The following is a 20,186-nucleotide window of genomic DNA, read 5'->3' as shown; positions in this document are numbered from 1 at the left end:
ACCTATTTTCAAAATGATTGATTCTTTATGACTATATACTGCTCAGCAGCAAATTATTTTGCCGCTGCTTCTTTTGTTGCTGCGATCGCTTTATCGTAATCCGGATGATTAGTCGCTTCGGATACATATTCAACATATGTTACTTTGTTGTCAGCATCCAATACGAAGATCGCACGTGCCAGCAGACGAAGCTGCTTGATAGCTACGCCGAATGCTTCACCGAAAGAAAGATCACGGTGATCAGACAGCATTTTCACGTTCTCGATACCTTCCGCTCCGCACCAACGAGCTTGCGCAAACGGCAGGTCTACGCTTACCGTCAGTACTTCTACGCCTTCCAGTTTAGCCGCTTCTTCATTGAAACGGCGAGTTTGTGCTTCACATACGCCTGTATCAATAGAAGGAACAACGCTGATTAAGCGTACTTTTCCTTTTCCGTCATTCAGTGAATACGGTTTAAGACCTTGTGCGAGCACAGTGAAATCTTTCGCCGTATCGCCCACTTTCACTTCTTCCCCAATCAGTGTCACCGGATTGTTTTTAAATGTGATTGCACCTTCTCTTTCAACTGCCATGTACGTTCCCTCCAATTCAAAAGTGGGTATTCTCTTCATTCATTCTAGTAAAGATTCTTCTAAATTACAACATGTGCATGCTGTTAATATGGAAATTAACTCTTTTTCTTTTTTATATTACGCAATTTTTTCCTCGTCATGTAAAACTAACCACACACATCAAAATGTTCACTTTATACAGATTCCTGTCGATTTCATTGCTTTCTCCCTGAAAACACTTACTTTTTAATACAAAAAAGGTGCTTTTTCCTCTCTACTGCATCTTTATTTTTCTGTAAATTTAAACAATAGAAGGACAGGAGGATGGATATGGCAAGACATACGCGAATACTTGGAATGTTATTATTGGGAGCCGTATTGCTTCTCACATCTGCATGCTCTGCCCTCTTCACTTTAGGAGAAGAAAAAACACAAACCGAACAGGAGAAAAAAGAAAATGAAGCGTTGGAGAAAAAGCCGCTTGTATTGAAGCCATATGCTGAAGAAGTGGGTGCAAAGCTCAAAGAGCCGGAATACGAAGAGTTTGCGGCGAATGCATTATTTACCGTGTCTGGTTCTGCTAAAGAATATGAAAGATTCCGATCACCGTATGCCATGATTGAAGTGCGTGCCATGGAAGAAGGAATTGGCGGACGGAAATTTATATACTATGCTCCGCTTACAAAAGGCGCATTCGCACAGAACGTACGGCTTTTTAACGGAAAGGGAGAGTACCGGGTGACAGTGCGCCTGCCCAGCACAAACCGGGACGATTACTACTATGACATTGCCGATTTCAAGGTCATTAATGTGAACCCGACCCTTACGCGTGATATCGAGTTGACGTCCGCCGGGAAAAAAGCGGAGCTGGCTATCGAAACTCCAGCTTCCGGCTTTGTGAAAAGTAGCGAGTCGTTCCAATTAAAAGGCTCGCTCAAGCTGCAACAGGGCAGTCAGCCTTACGTTATGGTAAAGCTGGAGAAGGACAGCGATAGCTGGAAAAATCTCGTTCCTGTGAAGAATGGGACCTTCACTGCTGATATCCCGCTGTATTACGGAAAAGGGGTGCACGAGCTGACCGTACTGGTGCCTAAGCCAGGTAAGGATAATTATTATGAAGATGCAGCCATATTACGTATCGACAATACATCTGAGAAAGTTTCAAAGCCGATCGAGTTCAGCAAAATGTACCAGGAGCGAGGTCTGCAGCTTGACTATCCAAAGGCCGGAGGCGACGAAGCAAATCTGAAATACCGAATCGCTGGCAGTCTCGATCCGAATGCGAAGGATGCAGCCAAAACAACGCACCTTATCGTTCAAACAAAAAAAGGCGCGGATAAAGCAACGTACTTCGTTCTGATTACAGACTACAAGTTCGACGATGAATTCTGGCTGCGTTTTGGCCCGGATAAATATGAAGTGACAGTGAACGTGCCAGAAATTCAATACGAGAACCGAGATTACTATAAGTTTTTCCAAGCTGCTGCTTTCGAGGTGAACAATACAGTCATAGAAGATAAACGGGATCTGCTGCCTTCACGCGGCATCCAATCTGACGCACCGGAAATCAAACAATTAGCTGAACAACTAACCGCAGGCAAACAGACCGAACGCGATAAAGCGCTGGCCATTTATGAATATGTAGCGAAAAACATTATATACGATGTGCCGAAATATCAAAACGATGAATTTCATTATGACGATAGTGCCCTAAAAACGCTCAGTGAGAAGAAAGGGGTATGCCAAGACTATGTGTTCCTCGGTGTCGCCCTATTCCGCTCTCTCGGCATGGAATCCCGATTCGTGGAAGGATATGCCCGAGGCAGACACGCCTGGATCGAGACGAAGGTAGACGGGAAGTGGTTAACGATGGACCCGACCTGGGGTGCAGGCTACATTCAGGATGGCAAGTTTGTTCCAAAATACGACCCTCAATATTTCGATCCAAAGCCGGAGGTGTTTAATCGTACGCATTCACGTAAAGGCGTAGGCTACTAAGATCTGACACAGAGCCAAAAGCGACGACCTTCATTAGAAAAGGTCGCCGCTTTTTCTTTGTCTTGTTCTATCCCAACCTATTTTTCAGTCGGTGAATTTGCTCGCGATTCTCATGCGACGTGTCGATAGCATATCGTACCTCCTCACGCAGCTGACCAATTTCTCGAAGAATGAGATTATCGCTTTCCAGATTTTTCACCTGTGCATCGCTTATGATTTGTTTGATCTCTTCAAACTTCCCATGTATGGAACCGAATTCCTCTGCTACTCCGTCAAAGCGTTTATCCACCTCGGCGAACTTTCCATGCATAACGCCAAACTCTTCCGCTACTCCGTCAAAACGTTTATCCACCTCAGCGAACTTCTCATGCATGACGCTAAACTCTTCTACTACTCCGTCAAAACGTTTATCCACCTCGGCGAACTTTCCATGCATAACGCTAAACTCTTCTGCTACTCCGTCAAAACGCTTATCCACCTCGGCGAACTTTCCGTGCATAACGCTAAACTCTTCTGCTACTCCGTCAAAACGCTTATCTATCTCAACGAACTTCTCATGCATGACAATGAACTCTTCCGCTACTCCGTCAAAACGTTTATCCACTTCAGCAAATTTCCCATATATAACACCAAACTCTTCTGCTACACTGTCAAACCGCCTGTCTACTTCTACAAATCGTCTATCTACTTCATCAAACCGTTGATCTATTTTGACAAACTTTTTGTCTACTTCATCAAACCGTTGGTCTACTTTGACAAACTTTTCGTCTATCTCATCAAACCGCCTGTCTACTTCCATAAATCGTCTATCTACCTCATCAAACCGCTTATCTACTTCTATAAATCGTCTATCTACCTCATCAAACCGCTTATCTACTTCTATAAATCGTCTATCTACCTCATCAAACCGCTTGTCTACTTCCACGAACCGTTGGTCTATCTCGTCAAAACGCTTGTCAATCTCTGAAAACCGCTCGTTCATTTCGTGGCGCAGTGTTTTTTGTTCTGTTTCAAAACGGTCCATTCGCACATGAATGCCGGTGACGGCCTCCAGAATTTTATCGAGTTGAGCGCTCATTCGTGTTACTCCCTTACCTTTTCTCTTCCTTTAAGTGTACCATGAGTCCCGTCTCATATCTAAACCCAGCCATCCCTGACTATCTGGCTACTGTAAGCCCGTACACCTCCGCTTGCGGTATCCCTTCCTTAATCGCACGTCCCGCCTCCGCCAAGGTAGTCCCTGTAGTGTATACATCATCTATTAGCACAATAACCGGACAGTTAGAGAGTACGATCCCTTCCTCCGGCGAAAAATGAAACACATTCCGCAGCGCATTCAAACGACCTGTACGATCTCGCTGGCTCTGCTTCTCGGTGGCTTTCTTTTTCTCCAATAGCCCATGTAACGGAACACCAACTTCATGCGCTAGCAGACACGCCATTTCCTGTGCCTGATTAAATGTTCGTTCAAACAGACGCGCTTCATGTAGTGGAATATAAGTAAGACAATCCACCTTCATTCCGGCATAATGCAAACGCCAGGCACGCAGCAGCAAGGATACCATAACTTCTGCTAACTTCCGGTCACCACGGTATTTATATTGTGCCAGCAGCCCTTTCATCGCCTCATTATAGCGGACGGCACTACGTGAATAATGAATATGCTGTTCCGTACGGCGCGCACAATCTCCACATACAGTGTTTGCAACCCATGGACGACCGCACAACTGACATATATTGTCTAGGATAAAAGCGAATTGTTCCTTACATACAGTGCACAACGGCACCGTATCTTCCATTCCTCCCATCCCCTGTGTAACGTAGCGTACAGGATGGGCGCATAAGGAACAAAGCGGCGATGACGGATATAGTAGATTTAATATCCCATTAATGACACCTTGCCAACCACTCATCTACTTCCCTCCTACATTGACATAGCCCATCTTCCGAGCCAGACGGTTCATTTCCTTAATCTGTTGGATCGCAGCTTTCATGGTGTCCGTTACTTCCTCTGCCATAAAGATAACTTGACCGTACGGGTCAGAGGCCGAGCGACCGGCCCTGCCCGCAATCTGAACAAGGGCCGCTTCGTCGAACACAGGCGCGTCCGCCTGGCATACCAATACCTGAATACCGGGGAGCGTCACTCCCCGCTCCATAATCGTTGTTGTTAACAGGGCTTGCAGCCTGCCTTCCCGCAAAGCCATGACTTTAGCTTCCCGTTCCGGATCGGACGCGTGAACGGTAGCGGCTTTTGCCTTCCAGCTTTCATTGTGCGATATGATATAGTCATACAATATAGGTAGCTGACGAATGGCAGGAACAAAGATAAATACAGGGCTGCCTTCTTTCTCACTATGTTCTATAAAAGAAAGTAGCGTAGGAATTGGCTTTTTGGTACTTAAACGAGCGTTTAGTTTGCTTTCCCGGTAAATGTCCGGCTCAGGAAGCGGATGACCATGATAACGAACCGGGATTTTCACATGTGGAAGAAAATCCTTATGATTTGCGGACTTCTGCATTCTCTTTTGGTAGTCAGGCCGTGGAGTAGCGGTTAAATAAACGGTCTTGCCGGGCAATGTCCGGGCACGGTTCACTGCAAATGGTAGCATCTCATCGCTTGTATACGGATACGCATCCACCTCATCCATAATGACAACATCAAACCTGCGATAGAACCGAAGCGCCTGATGCGTGGTCGCCAATACAAGTCTGTCGGCGATCCACTTCTCCTGCGGCGGCGTGTTGCCATGCAGTACCGCCAATGCATAGTCTGGAAACACTTGGCGCAACCGTGGTGCAAGCTCCAGCACAACATCGCGACGCGGCGTCGCCCATAGTACGCTTCGTCCATTCTCCAGCAAATAACGCAGAAGCGGGAACATCACCTCTGTCTTCCCGGCCCCACATACCGCCCAGACGAGGAATTCTTGCTTTTCGCCGCTTGTCCTCTCATAAAATTCCAGCATACTCCGCGCAGCTGCACATTGTGCTTCGGTTAACTGTGGATAAGAATTCAGTGCCGCTTCCATATGAATGTTTTGCTTCACTTTCTGTCTATCACAAGGGAATAAATAATATGGAACGCAACAACTGCTCCGGCCCATAACAAGACAACGCCTACAGTACGCACACTCTCCTTGGCAACGGTGACAATACACAAGATGGATATCTTTTTCATCTGCGCCACACCGATTACATCGGTATGCCGACTTCGAATTGCCTCGTCCAAACCAACGCATTCGCTTCATCCAGGTAAAGAAGGAGAAGAATGATTCTTCTCCCTCTTCTCTTTTCGAAACCGCTTCTAAAGAAGCAGTACATTGAACTTTTCCTGAAGTAACGAGTAAGCTAAGTAAATCGTCTATCTCTTTTTCTTGTAGCTTTTTCAGCTCATCCTCCTGGGATCGTAATGCCCACTTTACTTCCTCTTCCAATAAAGCCCGACCTTGTAGTCGTTGACATATGTGCTCAAGCAACTCTGCCTTCATGATTCACGCTTTACGACCGTATCTTTCATCTTCTTCAGCGACTACGGGAGCGAGCTCCATCACACACTGCCCATCTATTTCTTCTGAACCTTTGCATTTTCGAATAGATAATTGTCCATCCCCTAGTACTTCGATTCGAACAAAATCATTTAGCTGAATACCCACCTCCTTCAATATTTCGTCCGGCAGCCATACTCGTCCTTCATCATCAAGACGAACATGTGAATTTTTTCCCATACTATATCAGGCCTCCCTTAATAGTTTTTATGTATTCGACTTGTGTACATTTACATTTCGACAACATCCATTATTTTCCTTTTCTAATTTACTAAATTTTCTTTTTTTGTTATTGGAATTTATGTCTATTTCGACAAAATTTTCTGTTTGACAACATAAATAATCGGACAGAATGGGGAACAAGAGGTGAATATACGATGAAAAAGGCCTGCATACATAACGAGTACCCGTCTCCAGCGCGCGAGGCATTTTGGAAACGAACCCGTAAAATCATACCCGGCCAACACGCCCGCTCCCTTTATATTAATACGACAGACCCGGCATATTACGAAAAGCTGCTTCGCTGCAACCGCCACAACGTACGAGCATTGTATCATCTGGGGCAGGCGTACGAGAAGCAGGGTGATATACGGAAAGCTCAAGACTATTATCATCGAGCAATACAAGTAGATCCCCACTTCGAGGCAGCGGTTGGTGCCCTCGCTATTCTGCATCGTAAACAGGAAGCGCATCGGAAGAAGCTCGCCCTACAAAGCTTCCGTGAAATGCGGCGGGCAGCCCGAAGGCAAAGAGGCCTGTCCTTATTTCAAACGATGAAAACTATCATGGTTTCTTATCTAGTGCTTCTGCTATTTATCTTTGGCGTTCTTTTACGATAGTTGTCGTTGCATGCTTCCCTTTTTTCTACTCACAAAAAATGAGACAGCCTGGGTGAAGGAGTCTCATTTTTTATGCATGGCGTACATCAAACATCCATGTCCCAGGCGGAAAAGCATCTGGCTGCATGTCGGTTTGCTCAAGCTGTAGCTCAGGCCAGTTACGTCGGATAAGCGAAAGAATCGGATGCACGGTTTCTTGCTGCGGTAGATAAACCTTTAGCGGAATCCCCTGTACGGTAGAAGTCCATATCGTATGTCTAATTGCATATTCAAGCTGTTCTTCTGTATCTTCAAGCAGAAGCAAGACAGGCAGCGGTGTATCTTGCGCGTGAGTAGAAAGATACATCGTAGGGGGCGTATGGTCAAACAAAAACGAGCCTCCCCATACAATAAGCCAAGTACCAATCAGGTAAACCGCAAAGGTGATGCCCAGAATCGGCCATATCTCCATCGCGTTTCCCTCCCTTTTGCTTATATGATATGCGTGGTACGCCTACGATGTGCTATAAGAAAAACGTGTGAGCATTGCCGTGAGGGAAATAACTCCTATAAACAAAATGTTATACACGGGAACACCCAGCTTCGGATGAACATAGCCGAAGAACTGCTTCGGCAAGGCATCTTCCCGTCCCATCGCAAGCAAAAGACGCGAGGCACTCGTTTGTGATGCCAGGGAAGAGGAACAGACAGCCACCATCAATTCTCCTAGAAAAAGCGAGTGCAGAAACGCTCCTTCTACAAGCGTGGCAATCTCTATGGACGCTGCATCAATATCCTGGTACGCCGTAAAGTTAGATGTACAAACTGGAGGAAATAAGAGGTTCCCGTAAACAGCAAGCCGCCTATTAACGCTACCAGAAAGATGGCTCTCGGAATGGTTTTCTTCGGATTTAGATGGCCGCCCCCGACATAATCAGCCCGAACTCAATGTCTGCCAAATAAAATGGCTACGGCGAGAATAGAGCCTTCTCACCTGTGCCCCCTGTGAGCGCCTTGATCAAGATGCGTACAAAGGTAAGCGTTACGAGTAATTGAAACGAACAGCGTATTAATATTTGCCGTCAATCTCACACCTAATAAGATGACGACAGTAAGAGAGGTCGCAAGGATAATGACCTACACCTGATATGGAATGTCCGGAAACGTAGTGGAAAGATACACCCCACCAATTGCGTAGTTCACCATCGGAAGAAATAAGTAATCAAGCATCACCGCCCGGCCTACAATAGAGTCACTACGATCGCAATATACGCTGTAGCTGTATGTCCTTTCGTCAGGTTTGCCACAACCCCGAAGGAGTCAAACACAACGAGAGGATCCATATAAGCGAGCCCGATAATAACGACTGGCAGCAATGTAAGCATTCGCTTTAAATTCGTCTGTTCCCCCAATAAAATACCCATTTTTTCCAATTTCATGAAATATATCGGGATAGCCTCCGATGTCGGATGCTATCCCGTTTACTTGACGATCATTTATGATTAATTAAGCCGTTTTCATAATTGGACTTGTTTTCTTAATTACGTACCAGCCCATTCTTCTTGCCTGTAAACACTCCAGGAACGGAACAGGCTCGATTTTCTCCGGCGGAATGCACCCAGTGGTTTTCAAGAGACCCTCCGCAATCATATCTACAGCAGCAATCGGAGGAACTCCCGTTTGCCATACAGTTGCCTGGAAGCCAAGCTTGTCGTAGATTTCATCGTGGTTCGCCAATGTGTATACGAACAGCTCGACGTTTTGATCACCTTTTGTCCCTTTCACTAAAGCACCTACGCAGGAATATCCATGAATTTTTCCTGCCAACTCTGCAGGCTTCGGCATGGTCGTCACAACTACGTCACGCGGAATCACATCGACGCCATTTACTTTAATCGGCTCATCGCTGTCAAGTCCGAGGTAACTTAATACCTTCAGTGTATTGATGAAATCAGGGTGAAGCGCGTAACGGAACTCCACATGCTCGCATCCTTTACCGATGGACGTTCCTAATGTTGTAGTTTCTTCATGCTCTACAACATAGCAATTCAACCAGCCAATCGGTTCAGGGAATTCGAATTCTTCTACGTTCATAAACGGTGTTGGATAAAATTGCTGTCCATCTTTTGCCGTCCAATAATTCGGTTTTGCCAAACACTCTTTAATCGCGGTCTGCGGGCTAAAGTAGGCGCAGAATCCATCATAATCAACTTCGGAGTTATCTCCATCAAGAATCGTAATCGTTTTGACCGTATCCATTTGATCTGCGGCATACCGTGCGGCAATATTGGAGAATCCCGGATCGCAACCCAATCCCATAATTCCTACGATTCCCGCTTGTTTAAACTTCTCATCCCAATCCAATTGCTGCAACAGCAAGTCCGGACTATCGGATGCCATATCAATATAATGTGTCTTCGTGTCAAGGCATGCTTGCATTACGTCAAAATTGTATTCCGGTATCCCTGCATGGAGTAGTACGTCAACATCCTCTAGAATTGATGCGACACTTTCTGTATCGCTTGCGTTCGTTTGGCAAACAACAACTTCTGCAAACGTTTGCTTGCGCAGCTTTTCCGCAAATTTCTCTGCTCCTTCAGTAAAAATATCCGCCAGAATCAACTTCTTTATATACCCTTTTTTTACCACTTCCGCAGCGCAAACTTGACCGACACCGCCAACGCCTAAAATCACAACTTGTAAACTCACAAAGTCGTCCTCCTCAATGTAATAAAAAATGGATTCTATCTTCGTATTCGAAACAACCAACGTTCTACCATAACTACCTTATCTACCCTTCTCACTTGTCGTGCCACTTCCTTTCATATAATAAGTGTAGTTTAATTAAGCCAATCTGGCCTAACGCTATACTATATGAGCAATATCCATGCCAAATGCAATACGTTATTTTTGCATCATTTTCTTTTTGTTCTATGTTCCTCTCATTCTTAAAAAAGAAATCAGTCACAAAAAACACACATAAAATATGTGATTATATATTGACTACAACTAAAATTTCTCGAAGCATATAAATAACGGCCGCTTTGTGGCGACCGGCAAAACATCTGGGGATGACGGGGCAGGAGACAGTTGCCGGTCGGTTTCGTCCCTGACGCCACACGCTCCACACAGTAAAGAAAACTTGACTGGTGCCGCAGGCAACAGTTCTAGTTGCCCTTATGCAGCTCTGCTGTAAAAAACAAAGGGGACGCACGCCGTACGCGTCCTTCTTTTCTATCCACCTATGGATACTAAGAGTGTTGATTGTTCCGAGAGGATAAGACCACACAACGAGACACAAACAAGGCCTTTCGTTTCCCTCCCGAGCAGTTGACCCAGATGTTTTGCGGTCCCGAAAAGCGACCCTCTACGCTTCCGTGCGGGAGACGAACCGACGCCTGTTTGGGGCATGGTGTGGTGACGATCTACTCTGGATCGTACTGGATAATCAACACCCTTGTGTTGTTTTCTTACTTTACAGCAACATATTGTTTCTTATCCATCAAAAAAAGCCTGGAACGCTGCTTTCAAGCGTTCCAGGCCTTCTATCTCAAGGTTAATTAAGACAATTTAACCCAGCCGTTCTTAATCGACATAACGACCGCCTGCGTACGGTCTTGTACATCTAGCTTCTGCAGAATACTGCTGACATGGTTTTTAACCGTTTTCTCACTAATGAATAGCTCTTCACCGATCATGCGGTTGCTTTTTCCTTCAGCCATCAGCTGGAGTACTTCGCGCTCACGCGGCGTCAGAGCCAGAATGTTGCTTTCCTTGTCCGTTCCGCCAAGTTCACTCACATCGCTGAGGAGAACGTTCTCATCGTGACTATGCTCGATTGTGCTGAGACGACGGAATTCGCTAATAAGCTTGCCTGTTACTTTCGGATGAATATAGGCTTCGCCTGCAGCCACCGAATTAATCGCATCGATGAGCGCATCAGAATCCATCTCTTTCAGCAGGTAGCCCGCCGCGCCGGAACGCAGGGACTTATATACATAGTTCTCATCATCGTGAATCGACAGGATGATAATACGCGATTCAGGAGCGCGTTCCTTAATGCGCTGTGTCGCCTGTACGCCGGTCATCTTCGGCATATTGATATCCATCAAGATAACGTCCGGTTGGAAATCTGCCGCCATCTGACATGCTTCTTCCCCATCCGACGCTTCTCCGACGATTTCAAAGCTCTCTTCCATCTCCAGAATTCGCTTCACGCCTTCACGAAACAATTTGTGGTCATCTACTAGTAAAATCGAGATCTTTTGGTCCGTCATACTAACCTCCATATGTTAAGGTGTTGTTTGTTCGTTGCTATGATCGTTGTCTTTCTCTTGAATGCGAAAGGGAATATGGAACAGAACGCTTGTCCCTTCTCCAGGCTTAGAATGAATCGTCATCTTACCTTGCAAAAGCTTTACCCTTTCCTTCATCCCCATAATTCCAAATTGCGGCCGTTCCGCCTTCGTTGACTGATCGAATCCGATGCCATCGTCTGTGACAATAGAGTGTACCGCATTCGGTTTAAACTCTAGCCGCACTTCCACATGCTTGGCCTGCGCATGCTTCGCTGTGTTATTCAGGGACTCCTGAATCAGACGAAACACGGCAACTTCAATCGAATTCTGCAGACGACGTTCCGGTGTAAGCAATGTAAGCTTCACATGGATGCCATGGCGTTTGTGGTATTCTTCCAAATACTTACGAAGCGTAGGCACAAGTCCGAGGTCATCGAGAGCCATTGGACGCAGATCGAAGATAATCTTCCTTACATCTACAAGACTTGCCCTTGTAAGCTCTTTTAATAACCGGAGCTCCACCTTTGCCTCGTCAATTCGATTTTGATTCAGCATTTTCTCAACAATTTCACTTCGCAGTGTCACATTCGCCATTGATTGAGCGGGACCGTCATGAATATCACGAGCTACCCGCTTGCGCTCTTCTTCCTGCGCCTGGATAATCTGAATCCCGAGCAGTTGCTGCTGTTGGGCCGACTCCAGAGCAATTCCCACCTTTCTCAGGTCACCCTGCAGGTAGTTTAACACAAGACCTATCTGGGAAATCAAATTCTCCGATTTCTCGATGGTCTGCAGGATATTCCGATGGCGGCGCTCCAGTTCATCCCGACGTTGCCTGAGGCGCAGTTCCTTATCTCTTGATAGCGATAGCTTAATTTGCATCTGGCTGGCTTCTTCATAGGCTTCGCGAATATCGGATTCACTGTATTGGCGAAAGCTGCGGCTAATATTCGCCAACTTCTGGCGTGCTTGCCTTGCTTTTATCTCCAGGTGATCCGTCTGGGCAATCACCCTTTCAATTTCATCCTTCAGGGCTTCCAGTTCGAGGCTAATGTGATTGCGCTCTTTGTGCGCATTCTCCGCAATGTCGAAAATCTTCTCTTTACTTTGCTCCACCGATGAAATCGTACGTTCCATAACTTCATCGAGTACGTGGATATTAATGTTGGCCTCGGCCATGTACATCCCCTTCCTATTCCATTAGCCAATAAGTACCATCCCAACTGTTACCTTCTACGCTTCTCTTCCTTAGGGTTGTTCCCACTTTATAGGTAAGGAGAACAAAAACTCTTTACCTATTGTACCATTCATCCCAAATAAACAAAACAAGACCCATACACTATTGAAGTGATGGGTCTTTAGTCGTATTTTATTAACGAGCAGACAATTCTGATGCTTCTTTCTTAAGGATTTCCGCTTTGTCTGTTTGTTCCCATGGTACATTTAGGTCATTGCGGCCAAAATGTCCGTACGCAGCAGTTCCGCGGTACATCGGACGACGCAAGTCAAGCTGCTTAATAATACCAGCCGGACGGAGGTCAAAATGTTTACGAACAAGTTGCACTAGGATGTCTTCTTCCACTTTGCCAGTGCCAAACGTATCCACGCTGATGGAAACAGGCTGTGCTACACCAATCGCATAAGCCACTTGAACTTCACACTTCTCCGCTAATCCTGCTGCGACAATGTTCTTGGCTACGTAGCGAGCCGCGTACGCGCCGGAACGGTCTACTTTTGTCGGATCCTTGCCGGAGAATGCACCGCCGCCATGACGAGCGTACCCGCCATACGTATCAACGATGATTTTACGACCGGTAAGACCGGCATCACCCTGCGGTCCACCGATAACGAAACGACCAGTTGGGTTAATGAAATACTTCGTAGCATCATCCAGGAATTCTGTCGGAACAATCGGTTTGATTACATGTTCTTTCAGATCTTGCTGGATTTGCTCCAGAGAAACAGCCGGGTCATGTTGCGTGGAGATAACAATCGTATCTACGCGTACTGGCTTGTCGCCTTCATACTCCACTGTAACCTGGGTTTTTCCGTCCGGACGCAAGTATGCAAGCGTGCCGTTCTTGCGGACTTCCGTGAGGCGACGGGACAGCTTGTGTGCCAGCGAAATCGGAAGTGGCATTAATTCCGGCGTTTCGTTGCAGGCAAATCCGAACATTAAGCCCTGGTCACCCGCACCGATTGCCTCGATTTGTTCATCCGTCATTTGACCCTCGCGCGCTTCAAGCGCCTGGTCAACACCCTGCGCGATGTCAGGAGATTGTTCGTCAATAGAAGTCAACACTGCGCAAGTGTCAGCATCGAAGCCGTACTTAGCGCGCGTATATCCGATTTCACGGATGGTTTCGCGAACCACCTTAGGGATGTCTACATAGCAGCTTGTCGTAATCTCGCCCGCTACGAGTACCATACCTGTCGTTACGGAAGTTTCCGCCGCTACGCGTGCGTTTGGATCTTTGTCGAGAATTGCATCGAGAATTGCATCAGAAACCTGGTCACAAATCTTATCCGGATGTCCTTCCGTAACCGATTCTGATGTGAAGAGATGACGGCCTTTTTTCAGCGTCATATTCACGTACCTCCTTATAAACCATGATTCATGGATGGTCTTACCAAGATACGGTACTCCCTCCCCAAACTTGTCGCAAAGCAGTAAAAAAACCTTTTCCATTATAATGCACTCTGGAAAAGGGTTCGTTTTTTACTCATTCTTTGCCCTTTATCATCCAGAAAAGTATGTATGTGCCATACCGTTCTGCTGGTTAGCACCGTTCATCGCGTCCGGGAAGCGCTTTACTTATTAGGAGCTCTTCGCTCTCTGCATCTTCTTCCACGGGAAGCGCGGTGTGGTTGCCGGGCTTCATCGGGCCAGTCCCTCCGCCTGCTCGGGATATAAGGGTCTTCCGTTCTAGTTGAGGATATCTTATTTCTCCTGTCATGTCAACATGCAAAAAGCGGAGGAGGCAAGGCGGGTAAAGGTACATTCTGGCATGCTAAGTCGGCAAGGAACTGTATACAAACAGTCAAAAAGCAGGGAATGAGCGTTGTTTATCTTTTCGCATCCCCTGCTTTATCTATCGTTTCTATCTTTATTTAATCACATACGCACCGCGAATCATCACGTACGCCGGACCTTTCACCACTTTGAGTCCGCGCTCATCGTTCTGCGGTAACAGCAAATGATGGTTAGCCGGAATGTTCTTACCTTTCGTGATGTTCGTTCCCGCCGTTAAGTCTGGCAGCCCATAGCCATCACCGACCGGTGTGTGGACAACCGCTTTGCCTGTACGCAAAATCAGTTCTGTTCCCGCATAGCCGATGACAGTACTACCCTCTTCCACTTTCTCTACCACCAGCGTAGCCGACTCACCCGGCGTAGGATTCTGCGTACCGGAACCGGACCCTTTTACCTGGTTAAGAATGTCCTGTCTGATCTGTTCCACATAGCTTTTCGTCACAACTGGGTCCGCATCAGAGCCAGGCTCAGCCGGAGCAGCCGCCCCCGTTGAGAGTGTGCTTACAATTACGGCCAGCGCCGCGCCAGTAACGCCGTATCCCCATTTCTTCATGCCTTTTCCTCCCTCTACGTATACATTTTCCGGGTCCAACGGGCAGTAAGACCCCCTTTACGCACGTTACGCGGGGGATAACTGCCCCTAAGACCCCGATATGTGCAACTAACCATCAGTGGAGGATACCTCCACTGATAGGAGTTTTACTTTACCGTATGTATATACGCAGTGGCGAGAAAAATGTTGTGAAACTGGCAAGATTACTTCACATGTACGAAAATGTTCTGATCACGTTTTTCCACATAAATAGCGGGGAAATCATTATTCAACTTGTCGAGTGCAACCCAAATCGTTCCGTTCTCATTGCGCACATACGGATTATCTTTCACCGAATACTTACGCGTCGTATCGCCACAACGGAAGACGGCCTGCTGACTTGAATCGTCCCAATACACCTGGCATTTGTACAGCTCGGCGAATGGACGGAGTGCAATAAACCACTGCGTACCTATCTTCTTAGCCATTCCTTCCGCCGCTGGAAAACCAGCTACGCTCACCGTACCGTCCGAATTCAGACGAAGCGCGGTTGAACCGTTTAAATAGGTGATGGCTCTCATCAGTTGGTCATCCGGCTTTTCTATTACAATATCGGGCATAATACCCTTACCGTTAATCTTATTCATCTGCGGTGAAAAGTACTCATCCACCGTCAGTCTTAAGATACCGCCCTTCTCAAGCGGCATGAGATCCTGTACAACGCCCTTACCGAATGTTTTTGTCCCGATGACGGTGCCTACCTTATAATCCTGTAGCGCACCGATCAACATTTCCGAAGCGCTGGCTGTCTTTCCATTCACCAGCACAGCCATAGGAACCTTCATCGCTCCCGGTGTTGCTCGAATGTCAGTCTGTTTTCCTTCCCGGTTCTTCACGTGTACCAGCGGACCATTATCGACGAATATATCTGCAATCTCTAGCGCTGCCTTTACATATCCGCCACCGTTATCACGTAAATCGATAATGAGCCCCTTCATGCCGTCACTTTCCAGCTTGGATAGATGCTTGTGGAATATCTCTCCACTGTTTTCGGAGAAGCCATAAAGCGCGATGTAGCCGATTTTATTGTCCAGCATCAGACTATCCACCGGAGAGAATTGCATCGCCTCCCGTTTCAATGCCACAGTACGCTCCTTGCCATCCCGTTTCACGGTTAGCATGATAGATGAATCAGGCTCCCCCTTCATCAATTCCATCACCTGTTCGGTAGATTTCCCATATGTTCTTCTACCGTCCACCGCTACAACCTCGTCTCCCTCCTGCAAATCGGCCTTCGCCGCCGCTGTATCTTCAAAGATGCTCTGAATAATCAGCTTTCCATCCTGTTGCTGTATGTATATCCCAATCCCGACATACATCCCTTCCAAATCATTGTGAAGATCTTCAAATTCCTTTTCTGTAAAATACGTACTATACGGATCACCAGTTTCCTCTAACATTCCCCGGATCGCACCATCTGTCAAACGCTTGACATCCAGCCTATCATTCAGATGCTTCTCCATCACCTGTGTAAGCACCTCATGAATACGGGCCTCCTGAGCGGCGTACGGATTATCCCCCTTTTCCTGCTGCGCGCTTTCTGCCGCCCAGGCTGGCAGAGCAGCGCCGCTAATGCTGGTTACTAGTGCTCCCCAGACAAGTAACTTTCTCATTTTTTTGTTCAAGTTGCTCAACTTCCTCTCCAAATGTAAAAGCCTCCACTATTAAACTACACCTGACGCTACAACAAATGTAGAACGGTGTGAGTATGCAAACGTATCCCTATTACATTCGACACGCACGGCCTTTATCCTTTTTCTTCCTATGAATAAACTGTCAATGCTGCATAAACCTTACGCCGCAGCCACTGACGATTCACCTGCTTACCTTCCACTACTAATTGCGAGGAACGGCCACCGTCCAGATTCAGTGCGGTATGGCATCCCGCCTGGCGCAGCATATCGGCCAGTTTCCGGCATGTCAATCCTGCGGGTCTTCCGTCGGTCACCGCTAAAATCACACTATCTTCCGCAATTCCGATGGCGGTACGAGGATGCTCCTCTGAAGCGATGGTCGCTTCCATATATGCACTCGTTTCCAGGCTTGGCAGCAGCAAAGGCGAGGACTCAAGCGCCCACCGCATCCCGGCAAAATCACCAATTCGCTTCCCTTGCTTCGTATCAATCCGCACCTCTCCCGATGGATCGCAATAGACGAAGTATCCACCCAGCGAACGTTCGATAATCGTACCATTGCTATACTTCATGCCGGAGATAGAATATCCACCATCCAGGTGAAAGAAATTGGCGTTCATTAATAGTATCGGCAATTTTCTTCCTTCTTTTTTTAGTCGAGCGTATGTATGGATTAATAATTCCCCTTCCGGTAGGCACGGGACAAGCTCCATTCGCATGCTGTTCGGGATTTGTACCAGGTGCAGAGAATTTTCCTTCCAATATTTCATCTCGGCTTCTTTCTCCTTTGGGCGTTGATTATCCATATAGTGGAAAAAGGTACATGCGTAGACGTGTTCCCTCGTCTTTCTCCCGCAACGAAGTCACACGGCCACTTTGTGGCACACAGTAAAGAAAACTTAACTGGTGCCGCAGGCAACAGTCCTAGTTGCCCTTATGCAGCTCTGCTGTAGAAAAACAAAGAGGACGCACGTCGTACGCATGATTCTCTTTCCATCCACACTATGGATATCAAGGGTGTTGACTCCTTAGAGAGGAAGAGGCACCAACAACGGGGCATGAACAGGGCTTTTCGTCTCCCTTCCCGAGCGGTTGTCTCCAGCCAGGAGCAAGAAGCGAGCATGACAACCTTCTGCCCGTTTGGGGCGCGTTGTGGTGACTATACACTCTGAATGCTACTGGATAATCGACACCCTTGAGAATTTATGTTTGATGCAAGCAATGAACATTCTTTAGCAATTTTAGGCAAAAAAATGGCTCACATCTATATGTACGATTAAATCGTCACGTTTGTTTCATTCAATATGGCTATTATATACATCTGATTTGATAAATCGACAAATTCTTGTGGTAGGAGGTAAGAAAAGAAGGAAGGGCGGTGGGCGGGAACGGTCGGAAAAAGGCACGTTTGCCTTTCTTCTGCTGGAGCGCAGGGCGCATCCAACCTCTTCTTTTTCTGAATCACCTACTTCCAACCACACTACCCTGTCAAAATATCAAGTGTAATTTATATAGATATAAAAACGGCTCCCTGATACACCAGGGAGCCGTTCCTTTCATACGAAACAATCGAATGTCTCTGTAAGAATTTACACTTTAAATTTTGCCACAAGAACCTGAAGCTCTTCAGCCATCTTGCTTAAAGCCGACGAGGAAGAAGCAATTTCCTCCATGGCCGCAAGCTGTTCTTCAGTAGCAGCCGAGATGCTTTGCGTACCTTCTGTCGCCTTTTCTGTCACTTTCGTAATCACATCAATCGAGTGAACAATCTGGTCCGTATTTAATGATATGTCCTCAGTAGCAGCTGATACTTCGCTTATTTGCTTGGCTGCACCATCGACCGCCTTCTCGATATGAGCAAAAGAATCACCCGAAACATTTACAACTTCTATACCTTCCATAACATTTTGTGTGGCAGTCTCCATCGAAGATAACGCTTGTGCCGTTTCCTGTTGAATCCGTTGAATCAAATCTGAAATCTGTTGGGCCGAGCTTGCTGACTCTTCCGCCAGCTTTCGCACTTCATCAGCTACAACCGCAAATCCTTTCCCCTGCTCACCTGCTCTTGCCGCTTCGATAGCTGCGTTCAGAGCGAGAAGGTTGGTCTGGGAAGCAATATTGCCGATAACACCTACAATTTGGCCGATTTCTTCCGAGCGACTGCCCAGACGTTCAATATTCTCACCCAGCCGCCGAACCGTATCTTGAATTGCCTTCATCTGCTGAACCGCATGCCTAATCGATACATTTCCTTCCTGAGCAGCCTCAGAAGTGCTGGCTGCGGATGCGGAAACCTGTCGGACATAGGATGCAATATCTCGCATCCCCTCAGACATTTGATGAATCGCCGTAGCACTCTCCGTTACACTTTGTGCTTGCTCTTCACTTCCCGCAGCCACTTCCTGTGTAATAACCGCTACCTGCTCAATCGCCTGCGACGTTTGTTCGGAACTAGCTGTCAACTGCTGAGCGGAAGCTGATACTTGTTCCGACTTTTCACGAACCTGGTAAATAAGAGTACGTAAGCTGCTAACCATCGTCTGGAAATTCCTTGCCAAATCCCCGATTTCATCTCTTTTTGACGTATCAACCTGTTCCGTCAAATCCCCCTGGCTAATCTTCTCTGTAGAACGCTGCAAAACTTGCAAGGGCCGTACAATGGAACGACTGATAAAGAAAATCGCAATAAAAGCAAGAAGCAAGGCCCCTGCAATCACAAATAAAGTTGTATAAAAAATGCCACTGGCCTGTTTATCTACTTCACTCGCACTCATCGTACCACCAATCTTCCAGCCGGTTAGCTGATTCGTGGCAAAAGCTGATTTTTTGTCCTCGCCTTTAAACGTATACGTTAACGTGCCATTATCTTTCTCATAGAAGGAAGAGAAGAAGTCTTCCTTTAATTCTACGCCTGCTTTTTCCGTCGGATGAGCAATAACTTTTTTAGACTTATCCAAAATGAATATGTATCCCTCATGCCCTACCTTAATATTCTTGGCTAAATCGCTAATATGATCGAGATTAAGCGTAAAAGCAAAAACACCGGAGCCGTCTGCCAGCGTCTGTGCAACAGAAACAACAACCTCGCCCGAACTTGATGAAACATACGGTTCGGTAATGACAGTACGACCTTTGTTCTCCATTGCTTTCTTATAAAAGTCCCTTGTTCGCGGATCATATCCTTCGGGCTGCTTTACCTGCGGCTCCTGAATCATCAGACCACTTGCTGTCCCAACAAAAACACTCGGGCTATCAGGATGGGTATCAATATATTGACTTAGCCTGGCACGAATCAATGGACTGTCTTTTCCTTGAATCATCGAAGCATTAATTTGCTTGGAAAAATAGTTAGCATCAACGATTTTATTTTTCAGCAAGTTATCAATTGTGCTATTTACATACTCAACGCTTTCCGCTGCACTAAATATAAGCTGACTTTCGATTTCTCTTTTTGCTTTTCCATAAGCGACTATTCCTATTATGAGGCTTGGTAACACGACTAACAAAACGCAGGATAGAATGAGACGATTTTTAATCGTAAGTTTCGTATGCTTTGTCATCGATTGCAGCCTGCCCTGCTTTTTACTCATAAATCCTTCTTCCTTTCTTATGTCAAACTATAAAGATCCGTAATCTTAATGAAGCAAGGCCAAGAAAACTACTTGAGACATATAGGCTATCTTTCAACCTTTTTTATATGATGTATTCTT

The 20,186-nt window shown here is 46.4% G+C and carries 20 protein-coding genes and 1 riboswitch; of the genes, 4 read left to right on the top strand and 16 right to left on the bottom strand.

The features are described 5' to 3' along the window. Positions 1-53: 53 nt before the first annotated feature. A complete protein-coding gene (gene tpx / locus AF333_RS02920) occupies positions 54-575 on the bottom strand; it encodes a thiol peroxidase (RefSeq protein ID WP_043067641.1) in 522 nt (173 codons plus the stop codon). Between the two features lie 309 nt (positions 576-884). On the opposite strand from tpx, the gene AF333_RS02915 reads away from it, so the two are divergent. Then, the gene (locus AF333_RS02915) at positions 885-2,552 is read left to right on the top strand and encodes a transglutaminase domain-containing protein (RefSeq protein ID WP_043067640.1); all 1,668 of its coding nucleotides are present in this window, start codon (positions 885-887) and stop codon (positions 2,550-2,552) included. A gap of 67 nt (positions 2,553-2,619) precedes the next feature. On the opposite strand, the gene AF333_RS02910 is transcribed toward AF333_RS02915, so the two are convergent. From AF333_RS02910 to AF333_RS02895, 4 genes are all read right to left on the bottom strand, one after another. Continuing rightward, positions 2,620-3,630, bottom strand: coding sequence for a hypothetical protein (locus tag AF333_RS02910; RefSeq protein WP_052812306.1), 1,011 nt, complete (start codon positions 3,628-3,630; stop codon positions 2,620-2,622). Positions 3,631-3,709: 79 nt separating this feature from the next. Then, entirely contained in the window at positions 3,710-4,465 is a 756-nt protein-coding gene (locus AF333_RS02905; RefSeq protein ID WP_052812305.1) for a ComF family protein, read from the bottom strand. After that, positions 4,466-6,043, bottom strand: a complete 1,578-nt coding sequence (locus AF333_RS02900) for a DEAD/DEAH box helicase (RefSeq protein ID WP_052812304.1) — start codon at positions 6,041-6,043, stop codon at positions 4,466-4,468. A 3-nt stretch (positions 6,044-6,046) separates the two neighbouring features. Continuing rightward, positions 6,047-6,280 (bottom strand): hypothetical protein, encoded by a 234-nt coding sequence (locus tag AF333_RS02895; protein WP_043067639.1) that lies wholly within the window; start codon positions 6,278-6,280, stop codon positions 6,047-6,049. 197 nt (positions 6,281-6,477) lie between these two features. On the opposite strand from AF333_RS02895, the gene AF333_RS02890 reads away from it, so the two are divergent. After that, positions 6,478-6,939 carry a tetratricopeptide repeat protein gene (locus AF333_RS02890; protein WP_043067638.1) on the top strand — a complete coding sequence of 154 codons (462 nt, stop codon included), beginning with the start codon at positions 6,478-6,480 and terminating at the stop codon, positions 6,937-6,939. 70 nt (positions 6,940-7,009) lie between these two features. On the opposite strand, the gene AF333_RS02885 is transcribed toward AF333_RS02890, so the two are convergent. From AF333_RS02885 to AF333_RS02840, 10 genes are all read right to left on the bottom strand, one after another. Then, positions 7,010-7,390, bottom strand: a complete 381-nt coding sequence (locus AF333_RS02885) for a hypothetical protein (RefSeq protein ID WP_043067637.1) — start codon at positions 7,388-7,390, stop codon at positions 7,010-7,012. Between the two features lie 42 nt (positions 7,391-7,432). Next, positions 7,433-7,633, bottom strand: coding sequence for a hypothetical protein (locus tag AF333_RS34585; RefSeq protein ID WP_235356695.1), 201 nt, complete (start codon positions 7,631-7,633; stop codon positions 7,433-7,435). 526 nt (positions 7,634-8,159) lie between these two features. Continuing rightward, on the bottom strand, positions 8,160-8,357 hold the full coding sequence (locus AF333_RS34580; protein ID WP_052812302.1) for a hypothetical protein: 198 nt from the start codon (positions 8,355-8,357) through the stop codon (positions 8,160-8,162). Positions 8,358-8,424: 67 nt separating this feature from the next. Continuing rightward, positions 8,425-9,627: a saccharopine dehydrogenase family protein gene (locus AF333_RS02870; RefSeq protein WP_043067636.1), complete on the bottom strand. Its 1,203-nt coding sequence runs from the start codon at positions 9,625-9,627 to the stop codon at positions 8,425-8,427. A gap of 851 nt (positions 9,628-10,478) precedes the next feature. Then, complete coding sequence (locus AF333_RS02865; RefSeq protein ID WP_148315981.1) at positions 10,479-11,195, bottom strand: response regulator; 717 nt, start codon at positions 11,193-11,195, stop codon at positions 10,479-10,481. A gap of 15 nt (positions 11,196-11,210) precedes the next feature. Continuing rightward, positions 11,211-12,395: a sensor histidine kinase gene (locus AF333_RS02860; RefSeq protein ID WP_043067635.1), complete on the bottom strand. Its 1,185-nt coding sequence runs from the start codon at positions 12,393-12,395 to the stop codon at positions 11,211-11,213. 193 nt (positions 12,396-12,588) lie between these two features. Further along, positions 12,589-13,797 carry a methionine adenosyltransferase gene (metK, locus tag AF333_RS02855; RefSeq protein ID WP_173585738.1) on the bottom strand — a complete coding sequence of 403 codons (1,209 nt, stop codon included), beginning with the start codon at positions 13,795-13,797 and terminating at the stop codon, positions 12,589-12,591. A 153-nt stretch (positions 13,798-13,950) separates the two neighbouring features. Next, positions 13,951-14,131: riboswitch (SAM riboswitch) on the bottom strand. A gap of 192 nt (positions 14,132-14,323) precedes the next feature. Next, positions 14,324-14,803, bottom strand: a complete 480-nt coding sequence (locus AF333_RS02850; protein ID WP_043067732.1) for a hypothetical protein — start codon at positions 14,801-14,803, stop codon at positions 14,324-14,326. Between the two features lie 203 nt (positions 14,804-15,006). After that, positions 15,007-16,467, bottom strand: a complete 1,461-nt coding sequence (locus AF333_RS02845) for a S41 family peptidase (RefSeq protein WP_052812300.1) — start codon at positions 16,465-16,467, stop codon at positions 15,007-15,009. Between the two features lie 137 nt (positions 16,468-16,604). Further along, the gene (locus AF333_RS02840) at positions 16,605-17,246 is read right to left on the bottom strand and encodes a phosphodiester glycosidase family protein (RefSeq protein ID WP_052812299.1); all 642 of its coding nucleotides are present in this window, start codon (positions 17,244-17,246) and stop codon (positions 16,605-16,607) included. A 234-nt stretch (positions 17,247-17,480) separates the two neighbouring features. Between AF333_RS02840 and AF333_RS34575 the strand changes: the two genes are divergently transcribed. Both AF333_RS34575 and AF333_RS34570 read left to right on the top strand, forming a co-directional pair. Continuing rightward, on the top strand, positions 17,481-17,648 hold the full coding sequence (locus AF333_RS34575) for a hypothetical protein (protein WP_235496025.1): 168 nt from the start codon (positions 17,481-17,483) through the stop codon (positions 17,646-17,648). 154 nt (positions 17,649-17,802) lie between these two features. Continuing rightward, positions 17,803-17,982 carry a hypothetical protein gene (locus AF333_RS34570; RefSeq protein WP_235496010.1) on the top strand — a complete coding sequence of 60 codons (180 nt, stop codon included), beginning with the start codon at positions 17,803-17,805 and terminating at the stop codon, positions 17,980-17,982. A gap of 83 nt (positions 17,983-18,065) precedes the next feature. On the opposite strand, the gene AF333_RS02835 is transcribed toward AF333_RS34570, so the two are convergent. Then, positions 18,066-20,066, bottom strand: coding sequence for a methyl-accepting chemotaxis protein (locus tag AF333_RS02835; protein ID WP_052812298.1), 2,001 nt, complete (start codon positions 20,064-20,066; stop codon positions 18,066-18,068). Positions 20,067-20,186: the final 120 nt, after the last annotated feature.

Source organism: Aneurinibacillus migulanus, assembly GCF_001274715.1.
In the GTDB taxonomy this organism is placed as follows: Bacteria; Bacillota; Bacilli; order Aneurinibacillales; family Aneurinibacillaceae; genus Aneurinibacillus; species Aneurinibacillus migulanus.
This window is presented reverse-complemented; position numbering and strand designations above follow the sequence as displayed.

Coding starts and splice junctions, on each gene's coding strand:
- tpx (WP_043067641.1), bottom strand. CDS start 575: ATGGCAGTTGAAAGAGAAGGTGCAATCACATTTAAAAACAATCCGGTG.
- AF333_RS02915 (WP_043067640.1), top strand. CDS start 885: ATGGCAAGACATACGCGAATACTTGGAATGTTATTATTGGGAGCCGTA.
- AF333_RS02910 (WP_052812306.1), bottom strand. CDS start 3,630: ATGAGCGCTCAACTCGATAAAATTCTGGAGGCCGTCACCGGCATTCAT.
- AF333_RS02905 (WP_052812305.1), bottom strand. CDS start 4,465: ATGAGTGGTTGGCAAGGTGTCATTAATGGGATATTAAATCTACTATAT.
- AF333_RS02900 (WP_052812304.1), bottom strand. CDS start 6,043: ATGAAGGCAGAGTTGCTTGAGCACATATGTCAACGACTACAAGGTCGG.
- AF333_RS02895 (WP_043067639.1), bottom strand. CDS start 6,280: ATGGGAAAAAATTCACATGTTCGTCTTGATGATGAAGGACGAGTATGG.
- AF333_RS02890 (WP_043067638.1), top strand. CDS start 6,478: ATGAAAAAGGCCTGCATACATAACGAGTACCCGTCTCCAGCGCGCGAG.
- AF333_RS02885 (WP_043067637.1), bottom strand. CDS start 7,390: ATGGAGATATGGCCGATTCTGGGCATCACCTTTGCGGTTTACCTGATT.
- AF333_RS34580 (WP_052812302.1), bottom strand. CDS start 8,357: ATGAAATTGGAAAAAATGGGTATTTTATTGGGGGAACAGACGAATTTA.
- AF333_RS02865 (WP_148315981.1), bottom strand. CDS start 11,195: ATGACGGACCAAAAGATCTCGATTTTACTAGTAGATGACCACAAATTG.
- AF333_RS02860 (WP_043067635.1), bottom strand. CDS start 12,395: ATGGCCGAGGCCAACATTAATATCCACGTACTCGATGAAGTTATGGAA.
- AF333_RS02850 (WP_043067732.1), bottom strand. CDS start 14,803: ATGAAGAAATGGGGATACGGCGTTACTGGCGCGGCGCTGGCCGTAATT.
- AF333_RS02840 (WP_052812299.1), bottom strand. CDS start 17,246: ATGAAATATTGGAAGGAAAATTCTCTGCACCTGGTACAAATCCCGAAC.
- AF333_RS34575 (WP_235496025.1), top strand. CDS start 17,481: ATGGATATCAAGGGTGTTGACTCCTTAGAGAGGAAGAGGCACCAACAA.
- AF333_RS02835 (WP_052812298.1), bottom strand. CDS start 20,066: ATGAGTAAAAAGCAGGGCAGGCTGCAATCGATGACAAAGCATACGAAA.